The sequence below is a fragment of the Streptomyces griseobrunneus genome, assembly GCF_046713465.1.
In the GTDB taxonomy this organism is placed as follows: Bacteria; Actinomycetota; Actinomycetes; order Streptomycetales; family Streptomycetaceae; genus Streptomyces; species Streptomyces microflavus.
In genome coordinates this window covers 6,951,298-6,971,782 of the sequence record NZ_CP177080.1, presented here as the reverse complement: position 1 = coordinate 6,971,782, position 20,485 = coordinate 6,951,298, and the positions used below count along the sequence as shown (strand labels likewise).

General features: G+C 73.4%; 14 protein-coding genes. 5 read left to right on the top strand and 9 right to left on the bottom strand.

What is annotated here, in order from left to right; all coding sequences use genetic code 11:
* Window positions 1-14 precede the first annotated feature (14 nt).
* The 4 genes from ACK8N7_RS31775 to ACK8N7_RS31760 all read left to right on the top strand — a co-directional run bounded on the left by ACK8N7_RS31775 (window position 15) and on the right by ACK8N7_RS31760 (window position 3,097).
* Window positions 15-842, top strand: a complete 828-nt coding sequence (locus tag ACK8N7_RS31775; protein ID WP_500445885.1) for a M15 family metallopeptidase — start codon at window positions 15-17, stop codon at window positions 840-842.
* Window positions 843-982: 140 nt separating this feature from the next.
* Window positions 983-1,345, top strand: coding sequence for an Mpo1-like protein (locus tag ACK8N7_RS31770; RefSeq protein WP_403217757.1), 363 nt, complete (start codon window positions 983-985; stop codon window positions 1,343-1,345).
* A 109-nt stretch (window positions 1,346-1,454) separates the two neighbouring features.
* The gene (locus tag ACK8N7_RS31765; protein WP_403217812.1) at window positions 1,455-1,910 is read left to right on the top strand and encodes a Zn-ribbon domain-containing OB-fold protein; all 456 of its coding nucleotides are present in this window, start codon (window positions 1,455-1,457) and stop codon (window positions 1,908-1,910) included.
* Window positions 1,907-3,097: a lipid-transfer protein gene (locus ACK8N7_RS31760; RefSeq protein WP_403217758.1), complete on the top strand. Its 1,191-nt coding sequence runs from the start codon at window positions 1,907-1,909 to the stop codon at window positions 3,095-3,097. The genes ACK8N7_RS31765 and ACK8N7_RS31760 overlap by 4 nt, the downstream gene beginning before the upstream one ends.
* 136 nt (window positions 3,098-3,233) lie before the next feature.
* Here ACK8N7_RS31760 and ACK8N7_RS31755 read toward each other — a convergent pair whose 3' ends face one another.
* From ACK8N7_RS31755 to ACK8N7_RS31740, 4 genes are read right to left on the bottom strand one after another with little or no spacing between them, the layout of a single operon-like run.
* Complete coding sequence (locus ACK8N7_RS31755) at window positions 3,234-3,842, bottom strand: GTP-binding protein (protein ID WP_403217759.1); 609 nt, start codon at window positions 3,840-3,842, stop codon at window positions 3,234-3,236.
* Complete coding sequence (locus ACK8N7_RS31750) at window positions 3,823-4,260, bottom strand: DUF742 domain-containing protein (RefSeq protein ID WP_032760586.1); 438 nt, start codon at window positions 4,258-4,260, stop codon at window positions 3,823-3,825. The genes ACK8N7_RS31755 and ACK8N7_RS31750 overlap by 20 nt, the downstream gene beginning before the upstream one ends.
* A gap of 9 nt (window positions 4,261-4,269) precedes the next feature.
* On the bottom strand, window positions 4,270-4,713 hold the full coding sequence (locus ACK8N7_RS31745; RefSeq protein WP_403217760.1) for a roadblock/LC7 domain-containing protein: 444 nt from the start codon (window positions 4,711-4,713) through the stop codon (window positions 4,270-4,272).
* Entirely contained in the window at window positions 4,710-7,727 is a 3,018-nt protein-coding gene (locus ACK8N7_RS31740; RefSeq protein ID WP_500444669.1) for a sensor histidine kinase, read from the bottom strand. Before ACK8N7_RS31740 ends, ACK8N7_RS31745 begins: the two co-directional genes overlap by 4 nt.
* A gap of 627 nt (window positions 7,728-8,354) precedes the next feature.
* On the opposite strand from ACK8N7_RS31740, the gene ACK8N7_RS31735 reads away from it, so the two are divergent.
* Window positions 8,355-8,726: a hypothetical protein gene (locus ACK8N7_RS31735; protein WP_403217813.1), complete on the top strand. Its 372-nt coding sequence runs from the start codon at window positions 8,355-8,357 to the stop codon at window positions 8,724-8,726.
* 48 nt (window positions 8,727-8,774) lie between these two features.
* On the opposite strand, the gene ACK8N7_RS31730 is transcribed toward ACK8N7_RS31735, so the two are convergent.
* From ACK8N7_RS31730 to ACK8N7_RS31710, 5 genes are all read right to left on the bottom strand, one after another.
* On the bottom strand, window positions 8,775-13,529 hold the full coding sequence (locus tag ACK8N7_RS31730; RefSeq protein WP_403217762.1) for a hypothetical protein: 4,755 nt from the start codon (window positions 13,527-13,529) through the stop codon (window positions 8,775-8,777).
* 69 nt (window positions 13,530-13,598) lie between these two features.
* A complete protein-coding gene (locus ACK8N7_RS31725; protein ID WP_403217763.1) occupies window positions 13,599-14,543 on the bottom strand; it encodes a hypothetical protein in 945 nt (314 codons plus the stop codon).
* Window positions 14,544-14,598: 55 nt separating this feature from the next.
* Window positions 14,599-16,125 carry a hypothetical protein gene (locus ACK8N7_RS31720; protein WP_500444668.1) on the bottom strand — a complete coding sequence of 509 codons (1,527 nt, stop codon included), beginning with the start codon at window positions 16,123-16,125 and terminating at the stop codon, window positions 14,599-14,601.
* Between the two features lie 105 nt (window positions 16,126-16,230).
* Window positions 16,231-19,827, bottom strand: coding sequence for a hydantoinase B/oxoprolinase family protein (locus tag ACK8N7_RS31715; RefSeq protein WP_500444667.1), 3,597 nt, complete (start codon window positions 19,825-19,827; stop codon window positions 16,231-16,233).
* Window positions 19,828-19,880: 53 nt separating this feature from the next.
* Complete coding sequence (locus ACK8N7_RS31710) at window positions 19,881-20,453, bottom strand: DUF4240 domain-containing protein (RefSeq protein WP_403217765.1); 573 nt, start codon at window positions 20,451-20,453, stop codon at window positions 19,881-19,883.
* Between the last annotated feature and the right edge of the window lie 32 nt (window positions 20,454-20,485).

Here is a 20,485-nt window from a genome sequence, read left to right as displayed (position 1 = left end):
TGCCCATGACAGGAATGCGTACCGCTCTCCGCGCTCTGGCCACCGCTGCCGCCACCCTGCTCGTCGCCACGGCCGCCTCCCCCGCTCCGGCGCAGGCCCGTCCCGGAGCCGCGCCGGCGCAGGGGCATCCCGAACCGAAGGCGCCTGAAGGGTTCGTGGCGTTGCGGTCGGTGGATCCGACGATCATCCAGGAGATGCGCTACACCACGGCGCACACCTTCCTGGGCGAGCGCGTCGACGGATACCTGCAGCCGGTCTGCATACTGACCCGGCCCGCCGCCCGCGCACTACACCTGGCGCAGAAGCGCCTGTTGCGTCAGGGGTATTCGCTGAAGGTGTACGACTGCTATCGGCCGCAGCGGGCGGTGGACCACTTCGTGCGCTGGGCGAAGGATCTCGACGATCAGGCCATGAAGGGGGAGTTCTATCCGCTGGTCGACAAGTCCCGGCTCTTCGACGACGGTTACATCGCGGAGAAGTCCGGGCACAGCAGGGGAAGCACGGTGGACCTGACGCTCGTCCAGCTGCCTGCCCTGCCGACCAGGCCGTACCGTCCCGGTGAGCGGCTGAGGCCCTGCTTCGCGCCGAAGGGTGAGCGGTTCCCCGACAACTCGGTGGACATGGGCACCGGTTACGACTGCTTCGACACGCTGTCGCATACGGACGATCCCCGGATACAGGGGGTGCAGCGCGCCAACCGGCAGTTCCTGAAACGGACGTTGACGGACGTGGGGTTCGTGAACCTGCCCGAGGAGTGGTGGCACTTCACCCACAAGCCCGAGCTGTTCCCCGACACCTATTTCGACTTCCCGGTGGATCGCAGTTCGGTCGCCGGGCGCTGAGCAGCGGGGCGCGGAGCGCGGAAAACGGGGCGGAGAGAACGGGCGCCCGGGACCACCCCCGTGGGCTCCGGCCGCCCGTTCTTCAATTCGGACGCGAAAGCGGCGTGTTCGGTTGCCGGCCGGGCCGATACGGTGCCCGTATGTCACAGCAGACGTTCGATTCGTTCGAGGAATTCTGGCCGTACTACGTCGCGATGCACTCCCGTGCCGCCACCCGCTGGGTCCATCTGACCGGCACCCTCACCGGTCTCACGATCGCCGCCTACGGGCTGGCGCGGGGCCGGAAGCGCTACCTCGCGGCCCTGCCGCTGATCGGGTACGGCACGGCCTGGCCCGCGCACTTCCTGATCGAGAAGAACAACCCGGCGACGTTCGGGCATCCGGCGTGGTCGCTGCGTGGGGACGCGCAGATGATCGGGATGATGCTGGCCGGCCGGGACGCCGAACTGGCGGAGACCGCGGCGAAGTGGCTGGCCGAGCACGGCGGGGACGAGCGCGGCTGAGGACGCCGGGCCGCCCCTCTCGCCGGGGGCGGCCACCCGTGGCACACTTCTGACGTTCTGTCAGATCCAGTGCCGGGGAGGGGCTTTGCCGCGTACGCGCATACCCGTGGTGGCCGGTTGGTTCACCGAGGACACCACGGAGGAGGAGTTCCGGCTGCTGGGCACCCTCTGCTCGGGCTGCCGGTCGGTCCACTTCCCCCGCGAGGACGACCACTGCCGCAATCCGGGCTGCCCCGGAGGGGAGCTGGCGGAGGTGGCGCTGTCGAAGCGGGGCACCGTGTGGTCCTGTACCGACGGGCGCTACCGGCCCCCTCCCCCGTACGTCAGCGACCCCGCGGTGCCCTGGGTGCCGTACACCCTCGTCGCCGTGGAGCTGGCGGCCGAGCGCATGGTGGTCCTGGGGCAGGCCGCGCCCGGGGTGGGCGTGGGTGATCTGCCCGTCGGCTCGGTGGTGGAGGTGGTGCCGGGCGTCCTGGACGGGGATCCGGCGGCGGACACCGTGCGTACGACCTGGCACTGGCGGCCCGTCGCGGTGGAGGAGACGGCGAAGGGGGCTCTGTCGTGACCGGCGATGTGGCCGTTCTCGGGGCCGGGATGCACCCGTGGGGCAAGTGGGGGCGCAGCTTCGTCTCGTACGGGCGGGTCGCCGCGCGCGCCGCGCTCGACGACGCGGACATCGGGTGGCCCGAGGTGGGCTCGGTGGTCGGCGCGCAGACGGTCCGGGGCGGCTATCCGGGGTACGTGGCCGGGGCGACGTTCGCGCGGGCGCTGGGGTGGCAGGGGGCGCGGGTGACCTCCGTGTACGCCGCGTGCGCGTCCGGGGCGCTGGCCGTCAACACGGCGCGGGCCCAGATTCTGGCGGGCATGGCGGACGTGGTCCTGGTGGTGGGGGCGGATGCGGCGCCCAAGGGGTTCTTCGCCCCGGCGGGCGGGGACCGGCCGGACGACCCGGACTGGCTGCGGTTCCGGGTGCTCGGGGCGACGAACCCTGCGTACTTCGGGCTGTACGCGCGCCGCCGGATGGCACTGTACGGGGATACCCCGGAGGACTTCGCCCTGGTCAAGGTGAAGAACGCGGCGGCGGGGGCGATGAACGGGTATGCCCGCTACCGGACGCCGGTGACGGCCGAGGAGGTCGCCGCCTCCGCGATGGTCGCCGATCCGCTGCGGCTGCTGGACATCTGCGCCACCTCCGACGGGGCCGCCGCGCTGGTGCTGTGCAGCATGGAGTTCGCGCGACTGCGCGGGGTGGCCGATCCGGTGCGGATCCGGGCCGTCTCCACCGTGACGCCGACGTTCCCGAGGACCGTCCTCGATCTGCCGGACATCGGCACCGACTCGGCGGTGGCCGTGGAGCCGTCGGCGGAGAGCTTCCGGTCCTCGATCGCCCGGGCCGCGTACGAGGAGGCGGGGATCGGGCCGGAGGATCTGTCGCTTGCGGAGGTCTACGACCTGTCCACCGCACTGGAGTTGGAGTGGTACGAGGACATCGGGCTGTGCGGTCCGGGTGAGGGCGCGAAGCTGGTGCGGGAAGGGGTGACCGCGCTGGGCGGCCGGGTCCCGGTCAACGCGAGCGGGGGTCTCGCCTCGTTCGGCGAGGCGGTGCCCGCGCAGGCGATCGCTCAGGTCTGTGAGCTGACCTGGCAGTTGCGCGGGCAGGCCGGAGACCGGCAGGTGCCGGGCGCCCGGGTGGGGATCACGGCCAACCAGGGGCTGTTCGGGCACGGTTCGGCGGTGGTGGCGGTCCGCTGAGCCCGGTCCGAACCGGTGACCTCACCGGAGGACTTGACGGATCGTCATGGCCGCAGAACACTCACAGCCCGGCCTGCCGGACGACGTACGGCCCGTACCCCTGTCGGCGGGGGTTCGGGCCGTACGCGTACCGCTGTCAGGTGGCGACGGGCCGGCGGTCCCGGGCCGCGCGCTCCAGGGCGTTCTCGACCACCGCGACCAGGACGTCACGTACCGAGGACCGGTCCCGCGCGTCGCACAGCAGCACCGGGACCTCGGGGTCGAGATCGAGGGCGGCCTGCACGGTCTCGGCGGGGAACTCTCCTGCTCCGTCGAAGCAGTTGACGGCCACGGTGAACGGGATCCGCCGGCGTTCGAAGTAGTCGACCGCCGCGAAGCAGTCCTCAAGCCGCCGGGTGTCGGCGAGGACGACCGCCCCCAGGGCGCCCTGGGCCAGTTCGTCCCAGAGGAACCAGAAGCGGTCCTGGCCCGGTGTGCCGAAGAGATAGAGGACGAGGTCCTCGCGGAGCGTGATCCGGCCGAAATCCATGGCGACCGTGGTGGTGGTCTTGGACTCGACCCCCTCCAGATCGTCCACCGGACGGCCCGCCTCGCTGAGACGCTCCTCCGTGCGCAGCGGTCTGATCTCACTGACCGCGCCGACCGCGGTCGTCTTGCCCACGCCGAATCCTCCCGCCACCAGGATCTTCAGGGTGACGGGCTCGACGGGCCGCTGCTTGACGCGGCTAGAGCGCCCGAAGGCCATTGATTACCTCGCGAAGAATGTTCACGTCCGGCAGCTCGGCCGGCGGAACGGGTCGGGTGACGTGCACCAGCTCGTCCTCGACGAGATCGCCGACCAGGACCCGTACCACCCCTACGGGCAGGTCGAGTTCCGCGGCGAGCTCGGCGATCGACTGGGGCATGTCGCTGCAGAGTTCGACGATCGTGACGTGTTCGGGCGCGAGCGTCTGGTCCCGGCCGGGATCCTCGGCGGCCGGTTCGGGCACGACGAGGGCGATGAGGTCGAGCCGGTGCCTGGAGGCGCTGCTGGTACGCCCCCGGGTCATGGCGTACGGGCGGACCACCGGCCCGGCCTCCGCGTCGTACCAACGCGAGGACTGCGGGTCGGTGGTCCCGTCCGGGGATCCGGGGTCCGTGCCCCGGGGGGAGTCAGCGCTCATGCCCGCCACTCACCCTCCGGCGGGCAGACCGGTCGTCCGTGGGGCGTTGGCCAGGTGGGCCCCCACGCGCTTGACCATCAGCGTCATCTCGTACGCCACCTGGCCCACGTCGGAGTCGGCATCGGCCAGGACGGCGAGACAGCTGCCGTCCCCGGCCGCGGTCACGAAGAGGAACGCCTCGTCCAGTTCGACGACGGTCTGACGGACCCGGCCCGCGTCGAAGTGGCGTCCCACGCCCTTGGCGAGGCTGTGGAACCCGGAGGCGACGGCGGCCAGATGCTCGCTGTCCTCGCGGGTCAGATCCTGCGAGGTGCCGGTGGCCAGCCCGTCGCCGGAGAGCACCAGCGCCTTGCGGATGCTGGCGACACGCTGGACGAGTTCGTCGAGCAGCCAGTTCAGTTCGCCCGAGCCGTGGCGTGCGGGGTTGGGTGCTGCGGCGTTCGGTGCGGTCATCGACCGTCCCCTCCCGGAGTGGTTCCTGGTGCTGTTCCCTCGGAGCCGGCCGCGTCCTGTGCGTCCTCGGCGTTCTGCCGACGACCGCGCTGCCAGCCGCGCTGGAGTGAAGCCATGCGATTGCGTACCTCGTCCGCGTCGCGCTCGACGTCGTCGAACGTGTCCACGGGCGCCCGGTGCGGAGTCCGGTCTGCGGATTCCTCACGGAGCTGGTGGGCGAGGCTGGCCTGCCGGACCCGGCGGGGCAGGCCGCCCACGGTGTCGGGGGCGGTCGGGCCGTTCGGCGCCGGGGGGTTCTCGGAGCGCGCCTCGGTGGTGCGGGGTGGTTCTGGGGTGTTCGGTGGTTCTGGGGTGTGCTGTGCTGCGTCTGTGGTGCGTGGTGCGGTGGTGGTGCGTGGTTCGGTGGTGCTGCGTGGGTCTGTGGCGCTCAGTGCTGCGGTGGTGCTCAGTGGTGCGGGTGTGCGGTGTGCGGCGCGGGCGGCCCAGGGGGTGGTGTGCGCGACCGGGCCGGTCGGGGTGCGGGGAGCGACTGCGGGCGGCTCGGCGGCGGCCTGGTCCTCGTCGTCCACCCGGCGGCCCCGGTCGGTGACCAGCGTCGGCGGGGTGCGGCGCGGCAGCGGTACCGGGCCCGTGGGGCGCATCGGGCGGACCTCGGCCGTGGGGCCCTCGCCGTGGTCGCGGGCCTGCTGGTGCTGTTCGCGGTCATTGGCTCGGCGCCGGTCCCGGCCGTCGTCACCGCGCGGGTCCCGGCCGTCGTCGCGGCGCAGGTCGCGGGCGCGGAAGATGCCGCCGCGCTCGCTCTCGGTGTCCTCCAGGTCGGAGACGCCGTCGAGCACGGGACCCAGGGCCGGATCGAGAGCCGGGTCCGAGGCGCGGTCCAGGGGGTCGCCGGCGAGGTCCAGGGGGCCGACCGGGCCTTCGAGCTCGACCGGGCCGTCGAGCACCGCCGGTCCGGTGAGCCCGGTGGGGACCGGGGAGAGGACGGCGGACCGGCCGTTGGCCCTGCGGTCGCCGCCCGGCGAGGTGCTCCCGGTGCCCGGGGACGCGTCGGCGCCGCGACCGCTGCCGATCGCCCGCTCTGCGCGGCGGTCGAGACGGAAGCCCGTGCCGTGGGTGTCCGGGGCGTCGGTGAGGAGGGCGGCGGGGATGAAGACGACCGCGGTGGTGCCTCCGTACGGCGATTTCTGCAGGGAGACCCGGACGTTCTGGCGCTGGGCCAGCCGGCTGACCACGAAGAGGCCGAGGCGGTCGGTGTCGGAGAGCTCGAAGTCGGGGGTCTCCGCAAGCCTCAGGTTGGCGTCGAGGAGGACCTCCGGGGGCATACCGAGGCCGCGGTCGTGGATCTCGAGGGTGAAGCCGTTGGAGACGCGTTCGCCGAGCACCTGGACCGCGGTGTGCGGGGGTGAGAAGACGGTGGCGTTCTCCAGGAGTTCGGCGATGAGGTGGGTGAGGTCGGCGACGGCGGGGCCGCCCACGCCGATCCGGGGCAGCCGCCGGACCTCGATGCGTTCGTAGTCCTCGACCTCGGCGACGGCGGCCCGCACCACGTCCATGAGCTGGATGGGCTTGCGCCACTGGCGGGAGGGGGCGGCGCCGGAGAGGATCACGAGCCCTTCGGCGTGGCGCCGCATGCGGGTGGTGAGGTGGTCCAGGCGGAACAGGTCGGCGAGTTCGTCGCTGTTCTCGGTGCGGCGCTCCATGGTGTCCAGCAGGGTCAGCTGGCGGTGCAGGAGGACCTGGTTGCGGCGGGCGAGGTTGACGAAGACCTCGGAGACGCCGCGGCGCATGTCCGCCTGCTTGACCGCGGCCTCGACCGCGGCGCGCTGAAGGGTGTTGAGTGCCTGGCCGACCTGGCCGATCTCGTCGCGCTCGTAGGTGAGGTGCGGCGCCTCGGTCTCGACGTCGACCTGCTCCCCGGCGGCGAGTCGGCGCATGACGCTCGGCAGCCGGACGCCGGAGACCTCGTGGGCGTCCTTGCGCAGCCGGGAGAGGTCGCGGACGAGTTCGCGGCCGATGCGTACGGAGACGAAGATCGAGACGATCAGGGCCAGGAAGCCGAGGACTCCGGCGACCCCGGCCTGGGCGAGGACCCGGTATCCGGCCGGTTCCGCACGGTCCTGGAAGCGGTTGCCCATCCCCGTGGAGTCGTTGGCGAGCCGGTCGAGGACGGGCGGGGCCGCCTGCTGCCAGCGCTCGGTGTCGACGGCGCCCGGGCGCTTGGTGGGCCCGGCGGCGATCAGGGTGTCCTCGGCGGTGCGCAGCGGTTCGGCGTCGGGGCTGCCCCAGAACTGCTCGACGCGTCGGCGTTCGGTGGCGGGGAGGTTTTCGAGGCTGACCTCGTAGAGCAGTTGGCGCTGGGCCACCAGACCGGATATCTGGCGCAGTTCGGAGGTGGTGAAGCGGCCCGCGATGAGGCCCGAGGCGACCAGCGCGTCCTCGCGCGACAGCATCTCGCGGGCCCTGGATATCCCGACCAGCGCCCGCATCTGCTTGTCCATCGAGCCGTTCTCCGTGGTGTGGAGACCGTTGAGGAAGCGGTACGCGGGGTCGACGAGGCCGTTGTAGAAGTCCAGCGCCTTCGCCCGGCCGATGGTGCGCTTCTCGACCGATTCGCGCAGGGAACCCAGGCCGTCGACGGCGCTCAGGATGGCGTCGAGACGGGTGCGGGCCTCCGCGTCGAGCGCCTCGCGGACGTCGTTCTGCCGGGCGCTGTCCCGGACCTCGGCCACGATCCGGTCGGTGTCGGCGCGTTGGCTCAGCAGGAGCGGAAGGGCGTCGGAGGCGCGGGGGTCGGCAAGGAAGACGAGGGTCTGCCGTCGTTCCGCCTGTACGACCCGGACGGCTTCCTCCAGTGGACCGGCGACCTTGTCCACGGTGGTGCTGACGCTCATCAGCTCGGTCGCCTGACGGCCGGTGACGTACGTGGCGAGGACCCAGAGGCCCGTGAGGGAGACGAGCGGCACCAGCAGCAACGCCACGATCTTCCTGCGGATGGACTTCCCGCGAAAGCGCATGGCCTCCCCCAGATCGGCCCCGCACGGCGGGGGTGGTCTTGTCTCGGTCGTCCCTCGACCCTGCCCCGACGTTCGCCGTGTGTACACCGGCGCGCATCGGACCGACGGGAGCGAGGGTCCGTCCTGCGTCAATAAACGGCGCGAGCCTACTACTGACACAGAGACAACTCGAAGACACGTCCGGATGATTTTCAGCCGTCCGGTCGGGATTTGATCATGAGTTGTCCCGGTATTCCCGGAGATGAAATTCGCGAAAGCGACAGAGGATCCCCACCGATCCCCCAACTGCGGGCCCATATCAGTTGGCTGGAATTATTCGTTCCGTAGCCTTCTGGGCCCTGCGGTGGCTTTCAGGGGGAATCTTCTGAGCGAGTGGTTCGTCCATATGTACGGGGTAGACGCAGGGCGGGGGCGCGCGCAGCAGTTGGGAGCCCATCCGCCCGCGTAGAACCGGCGCAAGCCGGGCAGCCACCCTGAAGTCGGACAGTGGTGGGGAGTTGAAGGATCTTGAGTACGCAGGAGCGCGGGAGCGCCGGAGCACCGGCCGGCACCGCGAGAGCGGACGCCGCGGACGGAGCGCGGATTCCGCGGCAGTTGTGGGTGGAGGAGCCGGCCAGGAAGCGGCGGATGCCGGATGCGGTGCGGACGGCCGCCGTGCGCGCCGTCCTGATCATGTCGCTGACGATCATCCAGGCGATGGTCGCCTTCCTGAGCACGTTGACCGGCTCCTGGCTGGCCTTCCCGATGGTGCTCAGCAGTGTGGCCAGCACGGTGGTCGCCACGTGGGCGGTGCTCGACGTCTGGGTCACCCGGCAGGTGTGGAACCAGCGCCACGGCGTGGTGTCCGAGCCGAGCAGCACCGCCCGGCAGATGCGCCGGCAGCGGCGCCGGGCCCAGCGGGCGGCGCGAGCGGCCGAGCGGGACGAGGCGGGCGGCAGCATACGCGGCCGCCGGAACGCCGGCGATCTTTCCCGGACGGGCGATCTTTCCCGGGCCTGAGGCCGGCCCGCGGACCCGATGCCTCATCGGGCCCGCGGGAGCCGGGGGTTATGCCTCCGGCCCCTGCTCCGCGGCCTGCTGCGTGCTGCGCTTGAACATGCGGGTCGCCGTGATCTCGCCGTGGACCGTCTCACCGTCCGGGTCCTGCTGGGGCAGGCCGGGGCGCAGGTGCTCCTCCACGCTGATGTACTTCAGCCCCGCCCTCAGGTCGGCGTCGTTGCGCAACCGGATGACCAGGGGGAATTCGGCGAGCGCGGTCGTGTCGAAGAGACCGGTCGTGTAGAGCAGCTGCACACCCAGGGCGTCGGAGACCGCGCGCTGGAGCTCCAGCAGATACGTGGCGTTGGCGCGGCCGATCGGGTTGTCCAGGAACAGAGTGCCCGCGTGCCGGTGGCGGTCGCGGCCCCGGTCGTTGCTGCGCAGCGCCGCCATCGTGCAGTAGAGGGCGATGGCGGCGGTGAGCAGCTGGCCGCCGGAGAAGACGTCGCCCATCTGCCCGACCGGGACCCGCTCGGCGCGGAGCACCGCGTCCGGCTTGAGGATCTCCACGGAGATGCCCTTGGGCCGCAGGGCCGCCTCGACGCCCCGCAGGAGCAGCGACACACCGTCCCGGCGCAGGTCGGAGTTCTTCTTGAGGGCGGCGCGCGTCGCCTCGTCGATGACCTCGCCGAGGCGTTCGGTGAGGGTGGCCTGGTCGGGCTCCTCGAAGCGGATCCGGACGAACTCCTGCCCCGACCACTCCCCCAGCCCCTCGGGGAGCTGGGAGAGACGCTGGGCGGAGCGCAGTGTGGCGAGGGCCGACTCGACCAGGCCGCGCAGCCGGTCGACGATGGAGTCGCGGTTGCGCTCCAGCTGGATAAGTTCGTCGGTCAGGACGCGCAGCCGGGGGGCGAAGGCGTCGGCCCACTTCTGGGCGTGCTCGGGCAGCGCCGAGGCGGGCAGCTCGCGGATCTGCTGGCGGGCCGGGGTACGGACCTGCTCGTAGCGGGTGGAGTTGGCGTGCCGGACGAGGATGTCGCTCGCTTCCCGGACGGCGCTCTCGGCGGCCGAGAGGTCGGCGGTGCAGCCGCGCAGGGAGCGGCGGGCCTCGGTGGCGGACTGCCGGGCCTCCTCCAGGGTGCCGGGGTACGGGTCGGGGGCTTCGGTGCCGTCCTCCGTGCCGTGGTCGCGGAGCAGGTCGCGCAGGAGGGCGGCTGTCTCGTCGAAGCCGCCCGCGGAGTCCTCGGCGGTGCGGTGGGCGTGGAGCAGTTCGCTGTGGGCGGCGCGGGCGGTGTCCAGGGCGGCGGTGGCGGAGGCGAGTTCGGCGGTGGCCGTACGCAGGAGGGCCTGGGCCTGTTCGGCGCCGGCCGGGACCAGCTCGTCGGGCAGCTCGGTGTGGTGCGGGCGCTCGTCGTCGGGTGCGAGCCGCTCGGCCTCGCCGCGGAACCGGCCCAGTTGCTCGCTGGCGGTGGAGGCGCGGGTCTCCAGGAGCTGGACGTGGGATTCGGCGCGGGCGGCGGCCGCCTGACGGGAGGGTCCGTCGGCACCGTCCGTGCCCTCAAGGAGCTGGGCTGCGCGGCTGCGGACCTTGTTGGTGAGGCGGTCCAGCTCGGCGAGGGCGGCGCTCTCGTCGCTCTCGGCGCGGGCCTGTTCGGCGCGCAGGTCGGCGCCGACGCCGACCTTCTCGTACAGCTGGGAGGCGGCCCGGTACGCCTCGCGCAGCGTGGGCAGCGCGGTGCGGGGCCTGGTCTCGTCGGGCTCCGGGAGGATCTCCGGGGCGCCGGCGATCTCCGCGCGCTCGGCGCGCAGGGCGCGGGCGGTGCGGCGGGCGTCGTCGCCGGCGCGCTGGGCGGCCCGGCGGTCCTCGTCGGCGGAGCGGGCCAGGTCGAGGCAGACGGCGGCGCGGGCCTCGGACTCGGCGGCCTCGTCGACGAGTTCGCGCAGCCGGACCTGCCAGCGGGCCCGCTCGCGCAGCCGGTGGGCGAGCCCGGCCAGCGCGTCGGCGACGCGGCGGGCGCGCTGTGCCGCCTCCTGGCGCTCGTCGCGGACCCGGGCGGTGTCGGCGGCGGCCTCGTCGGCCTCGGCGCGCGCGGTGCGGGCCTCGGCGAGGACGGCTTCGGCGCTCTCGGCCGCCGTACGGGCGGTGGCGGCGGCCTCGGCCAGTTCGGCGAGCATGCCGGGCGGGCAGTCGGCGCGCCAGGAGCCGATGCGGGCGGCGAGTGAGCGGTCCCCGGAGAGGCGGGCGGCGAGCGTCCTGATGTCCTCGTCGCGGGCGGCGGCGCGGGAGCGCAGCGCGTGGCGCTCCTCGTCGGCGGCGTGTTCGTCGTGCATGGCCGGGTTCGGCGGGACGAGGAAGACGCCGTCGTGCTGTGCGTCGGAGCCGGTGCCGGGGTCCGGGACGGGGGCGAGGAGGGCCGCCGCGGTGCCGACGGCGACGGCCGAGCGGGGCAGCAGGGCCGCACCGGCGAGGACTTCGCGGGCGCGGGTGTGGGCGTCGGGGTCGGTGATGACGACCCCGTCGACCAGCTCCGGGCGGGCGGCGAGCACGGCGGCGTGGTCGGCCGGGTCGACGGCCTGGGCGAGGTAACGCCAGCCGGGCAGGGCGGGGATGCCGTGCTCGCCCAGATACTCGACGGTGGCGAGGACGTCGGGGCCGGGGGGCAGCAGTCCGCCCTCACCGAGGGCGCCGAGGATGCGGGCGTCGTCGGCGGCGGCGGTGCGCAGGTCGAAGAGACGGCGTTCGGCGGCGGTGACGGACTGGTCGAGAAGTTCACGCAGCTCGTCGGCGCTGCGGTCGAACTCCTGCGCGCTCAGCGGCTGGTGGGCCGAGGCCGGCTGGTCGGCAAGGGCGACCGCGCCCTCCGGGGCGGCCTCGGGGGCGGTGCCGTCGCTCTGGGGACCGGTGCGTGCGGTGTCCCGCTGTGCCCCGCCCGACGTTTCCGCGCCCGCTCCCCGGCGGGGGTGCGGGACGCCGGTGCCGGAGGGCAGGCCGAGCAGTTCGGCGAGGCGGGGGTCGGCGGCGATGGACTCGGTGGCCCTGAGCTCGTCCTCGTAACTCTGCTCCGCCGCCTTGGCTCCGTCGGCGGCGCGGGCGGCCGCCAGCTCGGCACGGCTCTCGGTGGCCGCCGCGTCACGGGCGTGGTCGGCAGCGGTGCGGGCGGCCTCGCGGGCGGTGTCCCAGGCGGCGACGGCGGACTGTTCGGCGTCGCTGGCGGCCAGGGCGGCGCGGGCCGGGTCGGCGTCGGGCGCGGTGTTGTCGAGCCAGCCGGCCTGGACGGCCTCGCTGGTCTCCTGCTCGACCTCGGCGAGGCGCTGGCGCAGGTGGCCGGCCTCGCTGCGGGCGCGCTGGGCCTCGGTGGCGGCGACGGTGGCGTCGCGGTGGGCACGCTCGCCGGTGGCCTGGAGGGTGTCGGAGCGCTCCTCCTCCTCGTTGGCGACGCGCTCGCCGTCCTCGGCGGCGGTGTGGAGCGCCCGTACGAGGTCGGCGGCGGCGGTGGCGCGGGCGGCGAGGGCGGGGGCGGCGTCGCGCTCGGCCTCGCGGATGGCGACGGCGACCCTGGCGGAGCGGTCGGCGGCGGCACGGTGGCGCAGGACGGCCTCGGCGGCCTGCCAGGCGGCGTGCAGGGTGCGGGCCTCGGCCAGCTCCTTGCGGCCGGCGGCGGCCCTCTTCTCGGCTCCGGCCAGGGCCAGCGAGGCGTGCCGGTAGGCGAGTTCGGCGGCGATCAGGGAGCGGCGGCCGCGGGCGGACTCGGCCTCGGTGACGGTGTGGGCGGCGGCGGTGACGCGCTCGGCCAGCTCGGCGGTGCGGCCGCGCTCCTCGGCGGCGCGGGCGGAGAGGCGGCGGGCCAGGGTGCGGGTGCGGCGTTCGGCCGCGGTGTGGATGTCGCGGCTGCGGGCGCGGGCCCCGGTGGCTTCGACGATCCGGTTGAGCAGGTCGACGGAGCCCGCGGTGAAGTCGCGTTCGGCGGTCAGCTCGGCGCGGCGGCCCAGCTTGTTGCCGAAGCCGCTGACCAGGTCGGCGAGGCCGTCGGTGTCGCGGGTGTCGGTGACGGCGCGCAGCAGCAGGTCGGTGAAGTCGGAGTCCTTCTTGACCGCGAAGAGTCCGGCGGCCTCGCCCTCGTCGGCGTTCATCTCGCGCTGGTAGCGGAAGAGTTCGGGGTCGAGTCCGAGGTCGCCGAGGTGTTCGTTCCAGCGGTCGTGGATCTCTTCCCAGTGCACGTCGAGGTGCTGGTAGAACTTCCCCGCGTCCACCAGGGCGTCGCGGAAGCCCTTCATGGTGCGGCGCCTGCCCCGGGCTCCGGAGACTCCTTCGGCGGGGCGGCCGACGGCGGTGGCCTCCGCGACGGGGAGGCTGTCCAGGCTGAGCCCGGGACCGGGGCGGAAGGAGTACCAGGCCTCCGCGAACTTCCGCGGGTCGTTGGAGACCTGCCGGCCCCGCCACTCGCTGACCTTGCCCACGACGACGCATTCGCCGGTGAGGGTGTGCTGCCATTCCAGGGCGACGTGACCGCAGTCGTCGGCGAGCAGGAACTTGCGCAGTACGCCGGAGCTGGCGCCGCCGAGGGTGTTGCGGTGGCCGGGGAGCATCACCGAGAAGATCAGCTTGAGCAGGACGGACTTGCCGCCGCCGTTCTCCAGGAAGAGCACGCCCGCCGGGGCGGGCCGGCGCGGTGGTCCGACCGGCTCGTCCTCGAAGAACTCCGCCTGGGCGGGGGCGGGGCTGGGGACGGGTTCACCGACGCCGCGCAGGTCGAGGACGGTGTCGGCGTAGCGCGCACCGGCAGGCCCGATGGAGTAGAGGCGGACCCGGGACAACTCGTACATGGCGGCGGACTCTCGTCGTTCGGTGAGCGGGTGCGGAGCGGCAGGTGGCTGGCGGAGCGTGCGGGCGGGTCAGGAGTGGAAGGGCAGGCCCGCGTCGGCGGCCAGCTCCAGGTCGTCGGGGTCGGACGGTGGCAGCAGGGTGGCGGAGCCGTCGGTGACGGGGACGACGCCGAGCTCCAGCAGCTCGGCCATGGCGGCGCTGCCCGCCATGTCGCGGACCTGGAGCTGGTAGCGGGCGGTGGTGCGGTAGGCGCCGCCCGCGTCGTCGCCGGTGCGCTGGAGGAAGCCGGAGTCGGTGAGGAAGGCGACGGCCTTGCCGATGATGCCGGTGGTGGATCCGGCGAGGCGCCGGGCGTCCTTGGTGGCGCCGGTGGAGCTGCGGCGGGCGTAGATCCGCCAGCCGGATTCGAGGCCGGGGGTGTCGCTGGCGGGGTCGGTGTTGTCGCCCTGCTCCTCGGCGCGCTCCTCCAGCCGCCGGCAGGCCTGGCGTACGAAGGCGTCGACGCCGTTGACCGTGATGCGGCCGATGTACGCGTCGTCGGCGAGGTCCTCGGGGCGGGGGAAGGCGAGGGCGGCGACGGCGAGGTGGGCCAGGCCGTGGAGGAAGCGGTCGGCGGCGTCGGAGGAGGCGCGGCGGGCGTAGTCGCCCATGCGGACGGCGAAGACGGAGTCCTCGCCCGCGGTGACGGCCATCCCGGCGCGCGGGGAGACCTCCAGGACGATGAGGCCGAGCCCGGTGGCGACGGCGTCGGCGAGCCGGGCGAAGGCGCTCTCCTCCCGGTAGCGGCGCAGCAGGTCGGCGTATTCGGCGTCGCGGGCGGGCAGCAGCTTGGGCTGGAGCCCGAAGGAGACCAGCCGGGCCGCGTCGGCAGCGTCGGCCGGGGTGACGGCCGGCGGGCCGGCGGGTCCGGCTCCCTGCGGGTGCGCGGAGTCACCGGCGTACGCGGTGGAGGGACCGGCGTACGCGGAGGGCTCGGTCCACGCGTCGGGGTGCTCGGCGTCGTGGTCGCTCACGGCTGGGACTCCTCGGTACGGAAAAGGTGGGGGTGCGCAGAACGTACGGGGCCGGTCATGAGGCCTCCTTGCGGTCCGCGGCCATTCCGGCGGCGTCCAGCAGGGCCATGCCCACGATCAGGTCGGCGCCGCCGAACTCCGGGTCGTCCAGCTCCGTACCGTCGTCCACCGCGAACAGCAGGCGCCGCTCGCCCTGGCGGTAGGCAGTGCCGACCGGCGGGCTTGCGGCGTGGACGGCGAGCAGGGCGACCAGGTAGGGCAGCTCGGGGTCGCTGCGGCGGGCCTCGGCGAGCAGTCCGGAGAGCCTGCGGGGCGCGTCGTGCTCCAGGTCGAGCAGGGCCATGGCGCTGCTCAGCTGGGCGTCGCTGAACCGGCTGTCGTCCGGGGTGGCGATCAGGTCGGGCTCGGGCATCTCCATGCCGAGGTGCTCCCGCTCCAGCGGCGGGGTCAGGAGCAGATCGACGAGGTCGCCGACGCGGACGGAGGTGGGGGTGCGCAGTCCGGTGCCGTGGGCGAAGAACGCGTCGGTGGCCCGGAGGGACTGCTCGACGGGGAGCGGGAGGAGCGGGGCGAGGAGCTGCCCGTACAGATCGAGGCCCGCGTGGGCGGCGGGGGTGGCGAACGCCTGCCGGTCCTGCTCGGCGCGGAAGAGCGGTCCGGCCTCCAGCAGCCTGGACTGGAGCTGGGTGTGGCGGCGGATGCAGTCCTTGACGATGTCGACGAGCTCGGCGGCCCGGCGCTTGTGCTCGGGGTCCTCGGCCTCGTCGCGCGCCTTGCGGATGTTGGTGAGGATCGCGTTCTCGTGGCGGTAGCGGTCGGCCACGTGGTCCAGGGCTTCGGCGATCATGTCCGGGACGGTGGTGAGCCAGTCGACCGCGCGGACGTTGCGCCGGGTGGCTTCCAGGGTGCGGCGCAGCGTCTCGGCGTACTGCACGGTGCGGTAGCGGGCCTGTTCGGCGGCGAGCTGGGCGTCGGCGAGGCGGCCCCGGCTGATCAGGACCTCCAGCTTGACCTCGGCGGCGATCTGGGCGCTGGTGACATCGGTGTCCAGGGCGCCGACGAGGACGTTGACGGCTTCGTCGGTGGCGCGGAGGTAGACCATGCCGCCGTAGCCCGGGACCTCCTCGATCAGCTTGAAGTCGTAGTCCCGGCGGACGTAGACCCCGTCGGGTCCGAAGGTGCCGTAGACCGCGCGGAAGCCGCGGTCGACGCTGCCGACGTTGATCAGGTTCTCCAGGACCCAGCGCGCGACCCGTTCGTGCTCGGCGACGGGGCGGTCCGGGGCCTGGGCGCCGACGCGGGGCAGCAGCCTGGCCACTATCTGGTCGTGGTCGGCACCGGTGTCGAAGTCCATGTTGAGCGTGACGTGGTCGATCGCCGCGAGGGCGACCTCCGCCATGGCGTAGACCGTGTACTCGCCGGCCAGATTGGCCTTGCGCACGTCGAGGTCGTGCAGCGGCGCCGTGCACGCGAGCGCGCGCAGCCGACGCGAGAGCCCCTCGTCGGCGGCGGGGCCCGGGGCAGGCCTCGGCCCCGCGCTGAGCTGCGGCGCAGCGTTTTCCGTGTCGGCAGGCGAAGTCACGTGGGACAGATTAGGTCCTCGCACCGACAACGGTCGAAACGGCGTTTATGCGACCGGTGCCGGGCGGCCACGCCACGGCTTCCGGGTGACCCCACGCGCCCCCGGTCACGCCCCTGCGGGCCCGTACCCGCCGCCGCCCGGCGTACGGAGCACCAGCACGTCACCAGCGTCCAGTTCGGCGGTGTCGCACCCCTCCAGCCGGTCGAGGCCGCCTCCCGCCCGCTCGATGTGCTGCTCCCCGAGCGCCCCCGGCTCCCCGCCCTCCGCCCCGTACGGCGGGACCTTGCGGTGCCCGGAGAGCAGCGCCACCGTGACCGGTTCCAGGAAGCGGATCCGGCGCTCCACACCCCCGCCGCCGTGCCATCGCCCCGCGCCCCCGCTGCCTTCCCGGACCGCGAAGCTCTCCAGGAGTACGGGCAGCCGCCACTCCAGGATCTCCGGGTCGGTGAGCCGGGAGTTGGTCATATGGGTCTGTACGGCGTCGGTGCCGTCGAAGCCGTCGCCCGCCCCGGAGCCGCTGGCGACCGTCTCGTAGTACTGGACGCGGTCGTTGCCGAAGGTCAGGTTGTTCATGGTGCCGGACCCCTCGGCCTGGCCGCCGAGCGCCCCGTACAGGGCTCCGGTGACGGCCTGGGAGGTCTCCACATTGCCCGCGACGGTCGCCGCCGGGTAGGTGGGGTCGAGCATCGAGCCGGGCGGAATGCGCACGTCCAGCGGCTTCAGACAGCCGCTGTTGAGCGGGATGTCCTCCCCTACCAGCGTGCGGAAGACGTACAGGACAGCGGCCGTCACCACGGAGCGGGGGGCGTTGAAGTTGCCGGGCTGCTGCGGTGAGGTGCCGGTGAAGTCGAGGACGGCGCTGCGGGCGTCCCGGTCGACGGTGAGTGTCACCTGGATCACGGCCCCGCCGTCGGTCTCGTAGCGGAAGCCGCCGTCGTGGAGGCGGGCGACGATCCGGCGTACGGACTCCTCGGCGTTGTCCTGGACGTGCCCCATGTAGGCCTCCACGACGTCGGTCCCGAACTGCTCGACCATGCGGCGGAGTTCCGCGATGCCCTTCTCGTTGGCGGCGATCTGGGCGCGGAGGTCGGCGAGGTTGGTGTCCGGGGAGCGGGAGGGGTACGGGGCGGAGGTGAGCAGTTCGCGGGTCTCGGCCTCACGGAGGCGGCCGTCGCGGACCAGGAGCCAGTTGTCGAAGAGCACCCCCTCCTCGTGGATCGTCCGGCTGAAGGCGGGCATGGAGCCGGGGGTGGTACCGCCGATCTCGGCGTGGTGGCCGCGCGAGGCGACGAGGAACTGAAGCTCCCCTTCGTGGAACACGGGCGTGACGACGGTGACATCCGGGAGGTGGGTGCCGCCGTGGTAGGGGTCGTTGATCGCGTACACGTCACCGGGGCGCAGGGTGCCCTCGTTGCGCCGGAGCACCTCCTTGATGGACTCGCCCATGGAGCCGAGGTGCACCGGGATGTGCGGGGCGTTGGCGATCAGGTTGCCCCCGGCGTCGAAGAGGGCGCAGGAGAAGTCGAGGCGCTCCTTGATGTTGACGGAGTGGGCGGTGTTCTCCAGGCGGACCCCCATCTGCTCGGCGATCGACATGAAGAGGCTGTTGAAGACCTCGAGCATCACCGGGTCCACGCGGGTGCCGACGGCCGTCCGGTCCGGCCGGGGGCGGGCCCGGGTGAGCACCAGGTGCCCGGTGGCGCTGCCCGCCGCCTGCCAGCCGGGGTCGACGACGGTGGTGGCGTCGTCCTCCGCGACGACGGCGGGCCCGGTGACGGTGTCGGTGGGGTGGATGTCCTCGCGGCGGTGGAGGGGGGCCTGCTGCTCCCGCCCGTCGGCGTACATGGTCACGGTGGCGCGCGGCAGGAGCGGGCCCTCGCGGGGTGCGGGATCGCGGGGGCGGGAGGCGTGTTCGCCGGTCGTCCCCGTGGCCTCGACCGAGACGGTCTCGACGACGAGCGGTTTGTCCATCGTGAAGCCGAACCGGGTGCGGTGTGAGGCGGTGAACTCCTCGCCCATCGCGGCCACGGAGGCCGGCGCCACGGCGAGCGCCGCGTCGGTGCCCGCGTACCGCAGCAGGACCCGGGCGCGCGTGCTGATGGCGGAATCGGGCACTCCGTCGGCGCGCAGGTCGTCCCGGGTCCGGTCGGCCAGCTCCGCGCAGAGCTGCTCGGCCCGCTCCCGTACTGTCTCGTCGAGCTCCGCCTCCACGGACTGTTCCCGCATCGCGGTGGCGTCGGCCAGGCCGATGCCGTACGCGGAGAGCACCCCGGCGAGCGGCGGTACGAGGACGGTGTCGATGGACAGCGCGTCGGCGACGGCGCAGACGTGCTGGCCGCCGGCGCCGCCGAAGCCGGTGAGGGCGTAGCGGGTGATGTCGTGGCCGCGCTGCACGGAGATCTTCTTGACGGCGTTGGCCATGTTGAGCACGGCGATCTCCAGGAAGCCCGCCGCCACTTCGGCCTCGGCGGGCCGGTGCCCGGTGGCCCGCCCGATCTCGTCGGCGAGGTCCGTGAACCGCTCGCGTACGAGGCCGGCGTCGAGCGGCAGGTCGCCGTCCGGTCCGAACACGGCGGGGAAGTGGGCGGACTGGATGCGGCCGAGCATGACGTTGGCGTCGGTGACGGTGAGGGGGCCGCCGCGGCGGTAGCAGGCGGGGCCCGGTTCGGCGCCCGCGGAGTCGGGGCCCACGCGGTAGCGGCGGCCGTCGAAGTGGAGCAGGGAGCCGCCGCCCGCCGCGACGGTGTGGATGCTCATCATCGGGGCGCGCATCCGCACCCCGGCGACCTGGGTGCCGAGCTCCCGTTCGAACTCACCGGCGTAGTGGGACACGTCGGTGGAGGTGCCCCCCATGTCGAAGCCGATGACCCGGTCGTGTCCGGCCTGCCGCGACGTACGGACCATGCCGACGACACCCCCGGCCGGGCCGGAGAGGACGGCGTCCTTGCCGCGGAACCGGGCGGCCTCGCGCAGTCCGCCGTTGGACTGCATGAACAGGAGCCGGATGCCTTCGAGCCGGGCGGCGACCTCGTCGACATACCGGCGCAGCACGGGTGAGAGGTAGGCGTCGACGACGGTGGTGTCGCCGCGGGGGACGAGCCTGATGAGGGGGCTGACCTCGTGGGAGGTGCTCACCTGGGTGAACCCCGCCTCGCGGGCCGTCTCGGCGACGGCCCGTTCGTGGGCGGGGTGGCGGTAGCCGTGCATCAGGACGACGGCCGCGCTGCGCAGTCCGTCGGCGTGGGCGGCGCGCAACTGCTCACGTACGGAGCCGAGTTCGAGGGCTCGTACGGTGTGCCCCCGGGCGTCGATACGTTCCGGGACCTCGATCACGCGCTCGTGGACGGCCTCCGGCAGGACGATGTGCCGGTCGAAGAGGCGGGGGCGGTTCTGGTAGGCGATCCGCAGCGCGTCCCGGAATCCTTCGGTGATCAGCAGGACGGTCGGTTCGCCCCGCCGCTCCAGCAGGGCGTTGGTGGCGACGGTGGTGCCCATCCGGACGGCGGCGACCCGGTCGGCGGGCACGGGCTCGCCGGGGCCGAGGCCGAGGAGCAGCCGGATTCCGGCCACGGCCGCGTCGTCGTAGCGGCCGGGGTCGTGCGAGAGGAGCTTGCGGGTGACCAGTCGGCCGTCGGGGCGGCGGCCCACCACGTCGGTGAAGGTGCCGCCCCGGTCGATCCAGAACTCCCAGCGTCCGGTCATGGCGCCATTCTGTTCCGGCTGGAGCCAACCCGCAGGGAGAGAAGGCCACCCCTTCACTCCAGGAAGAGTGCCGCCAGCCGGGGCAGGTGGAGGCGCGTTGCGTCGGCGTCCTCCGCATCCCAGGTCTCGCCGCCCGGCTCCCGGGCCCGTGTCCGGCCCCGGTCGGCCGCCTCCACGGCTGCGAGGAACCCGTCAGCCTCGCCCCCGGCCCGCACGTACGCCTCCTTCACCGGCCCGTCCAGCGACTCGTAACCGATCCAGCCGCTCTCCCCGCAGCTCATCCGGACCACGACGGGCAGCCCGGCCAGGGTGTCGGGGTCGGCCACCGCGCGGGTGAAGACCTCCCGCCCGAGCAGGACGAGCCCGTCGCGGAAGTCCATGAATCCGTCGTCACCGCAGCCGCCCTCGATGAGATAGGCCGCGTTCCACAGGGGCCACCGGTAGGCCGACGCGGTCACCTCGTACGCCGTCACGGCGAAATCGACGATCTCGTCGGGCTCCAGCGCCGCGAGCACGTCGGTCAGGGCGCCCGGCAGCGGGTCGTCGGGCAGGTCCCGGTCGTCCGCCCGGTCCCCGGCCGCCTCACGTGCCCGCCCGACGAGCCCCCACCACTCGTTGATGTCCATGGTGAGAAGCGTAGGAGGGGGGTCTGACAACG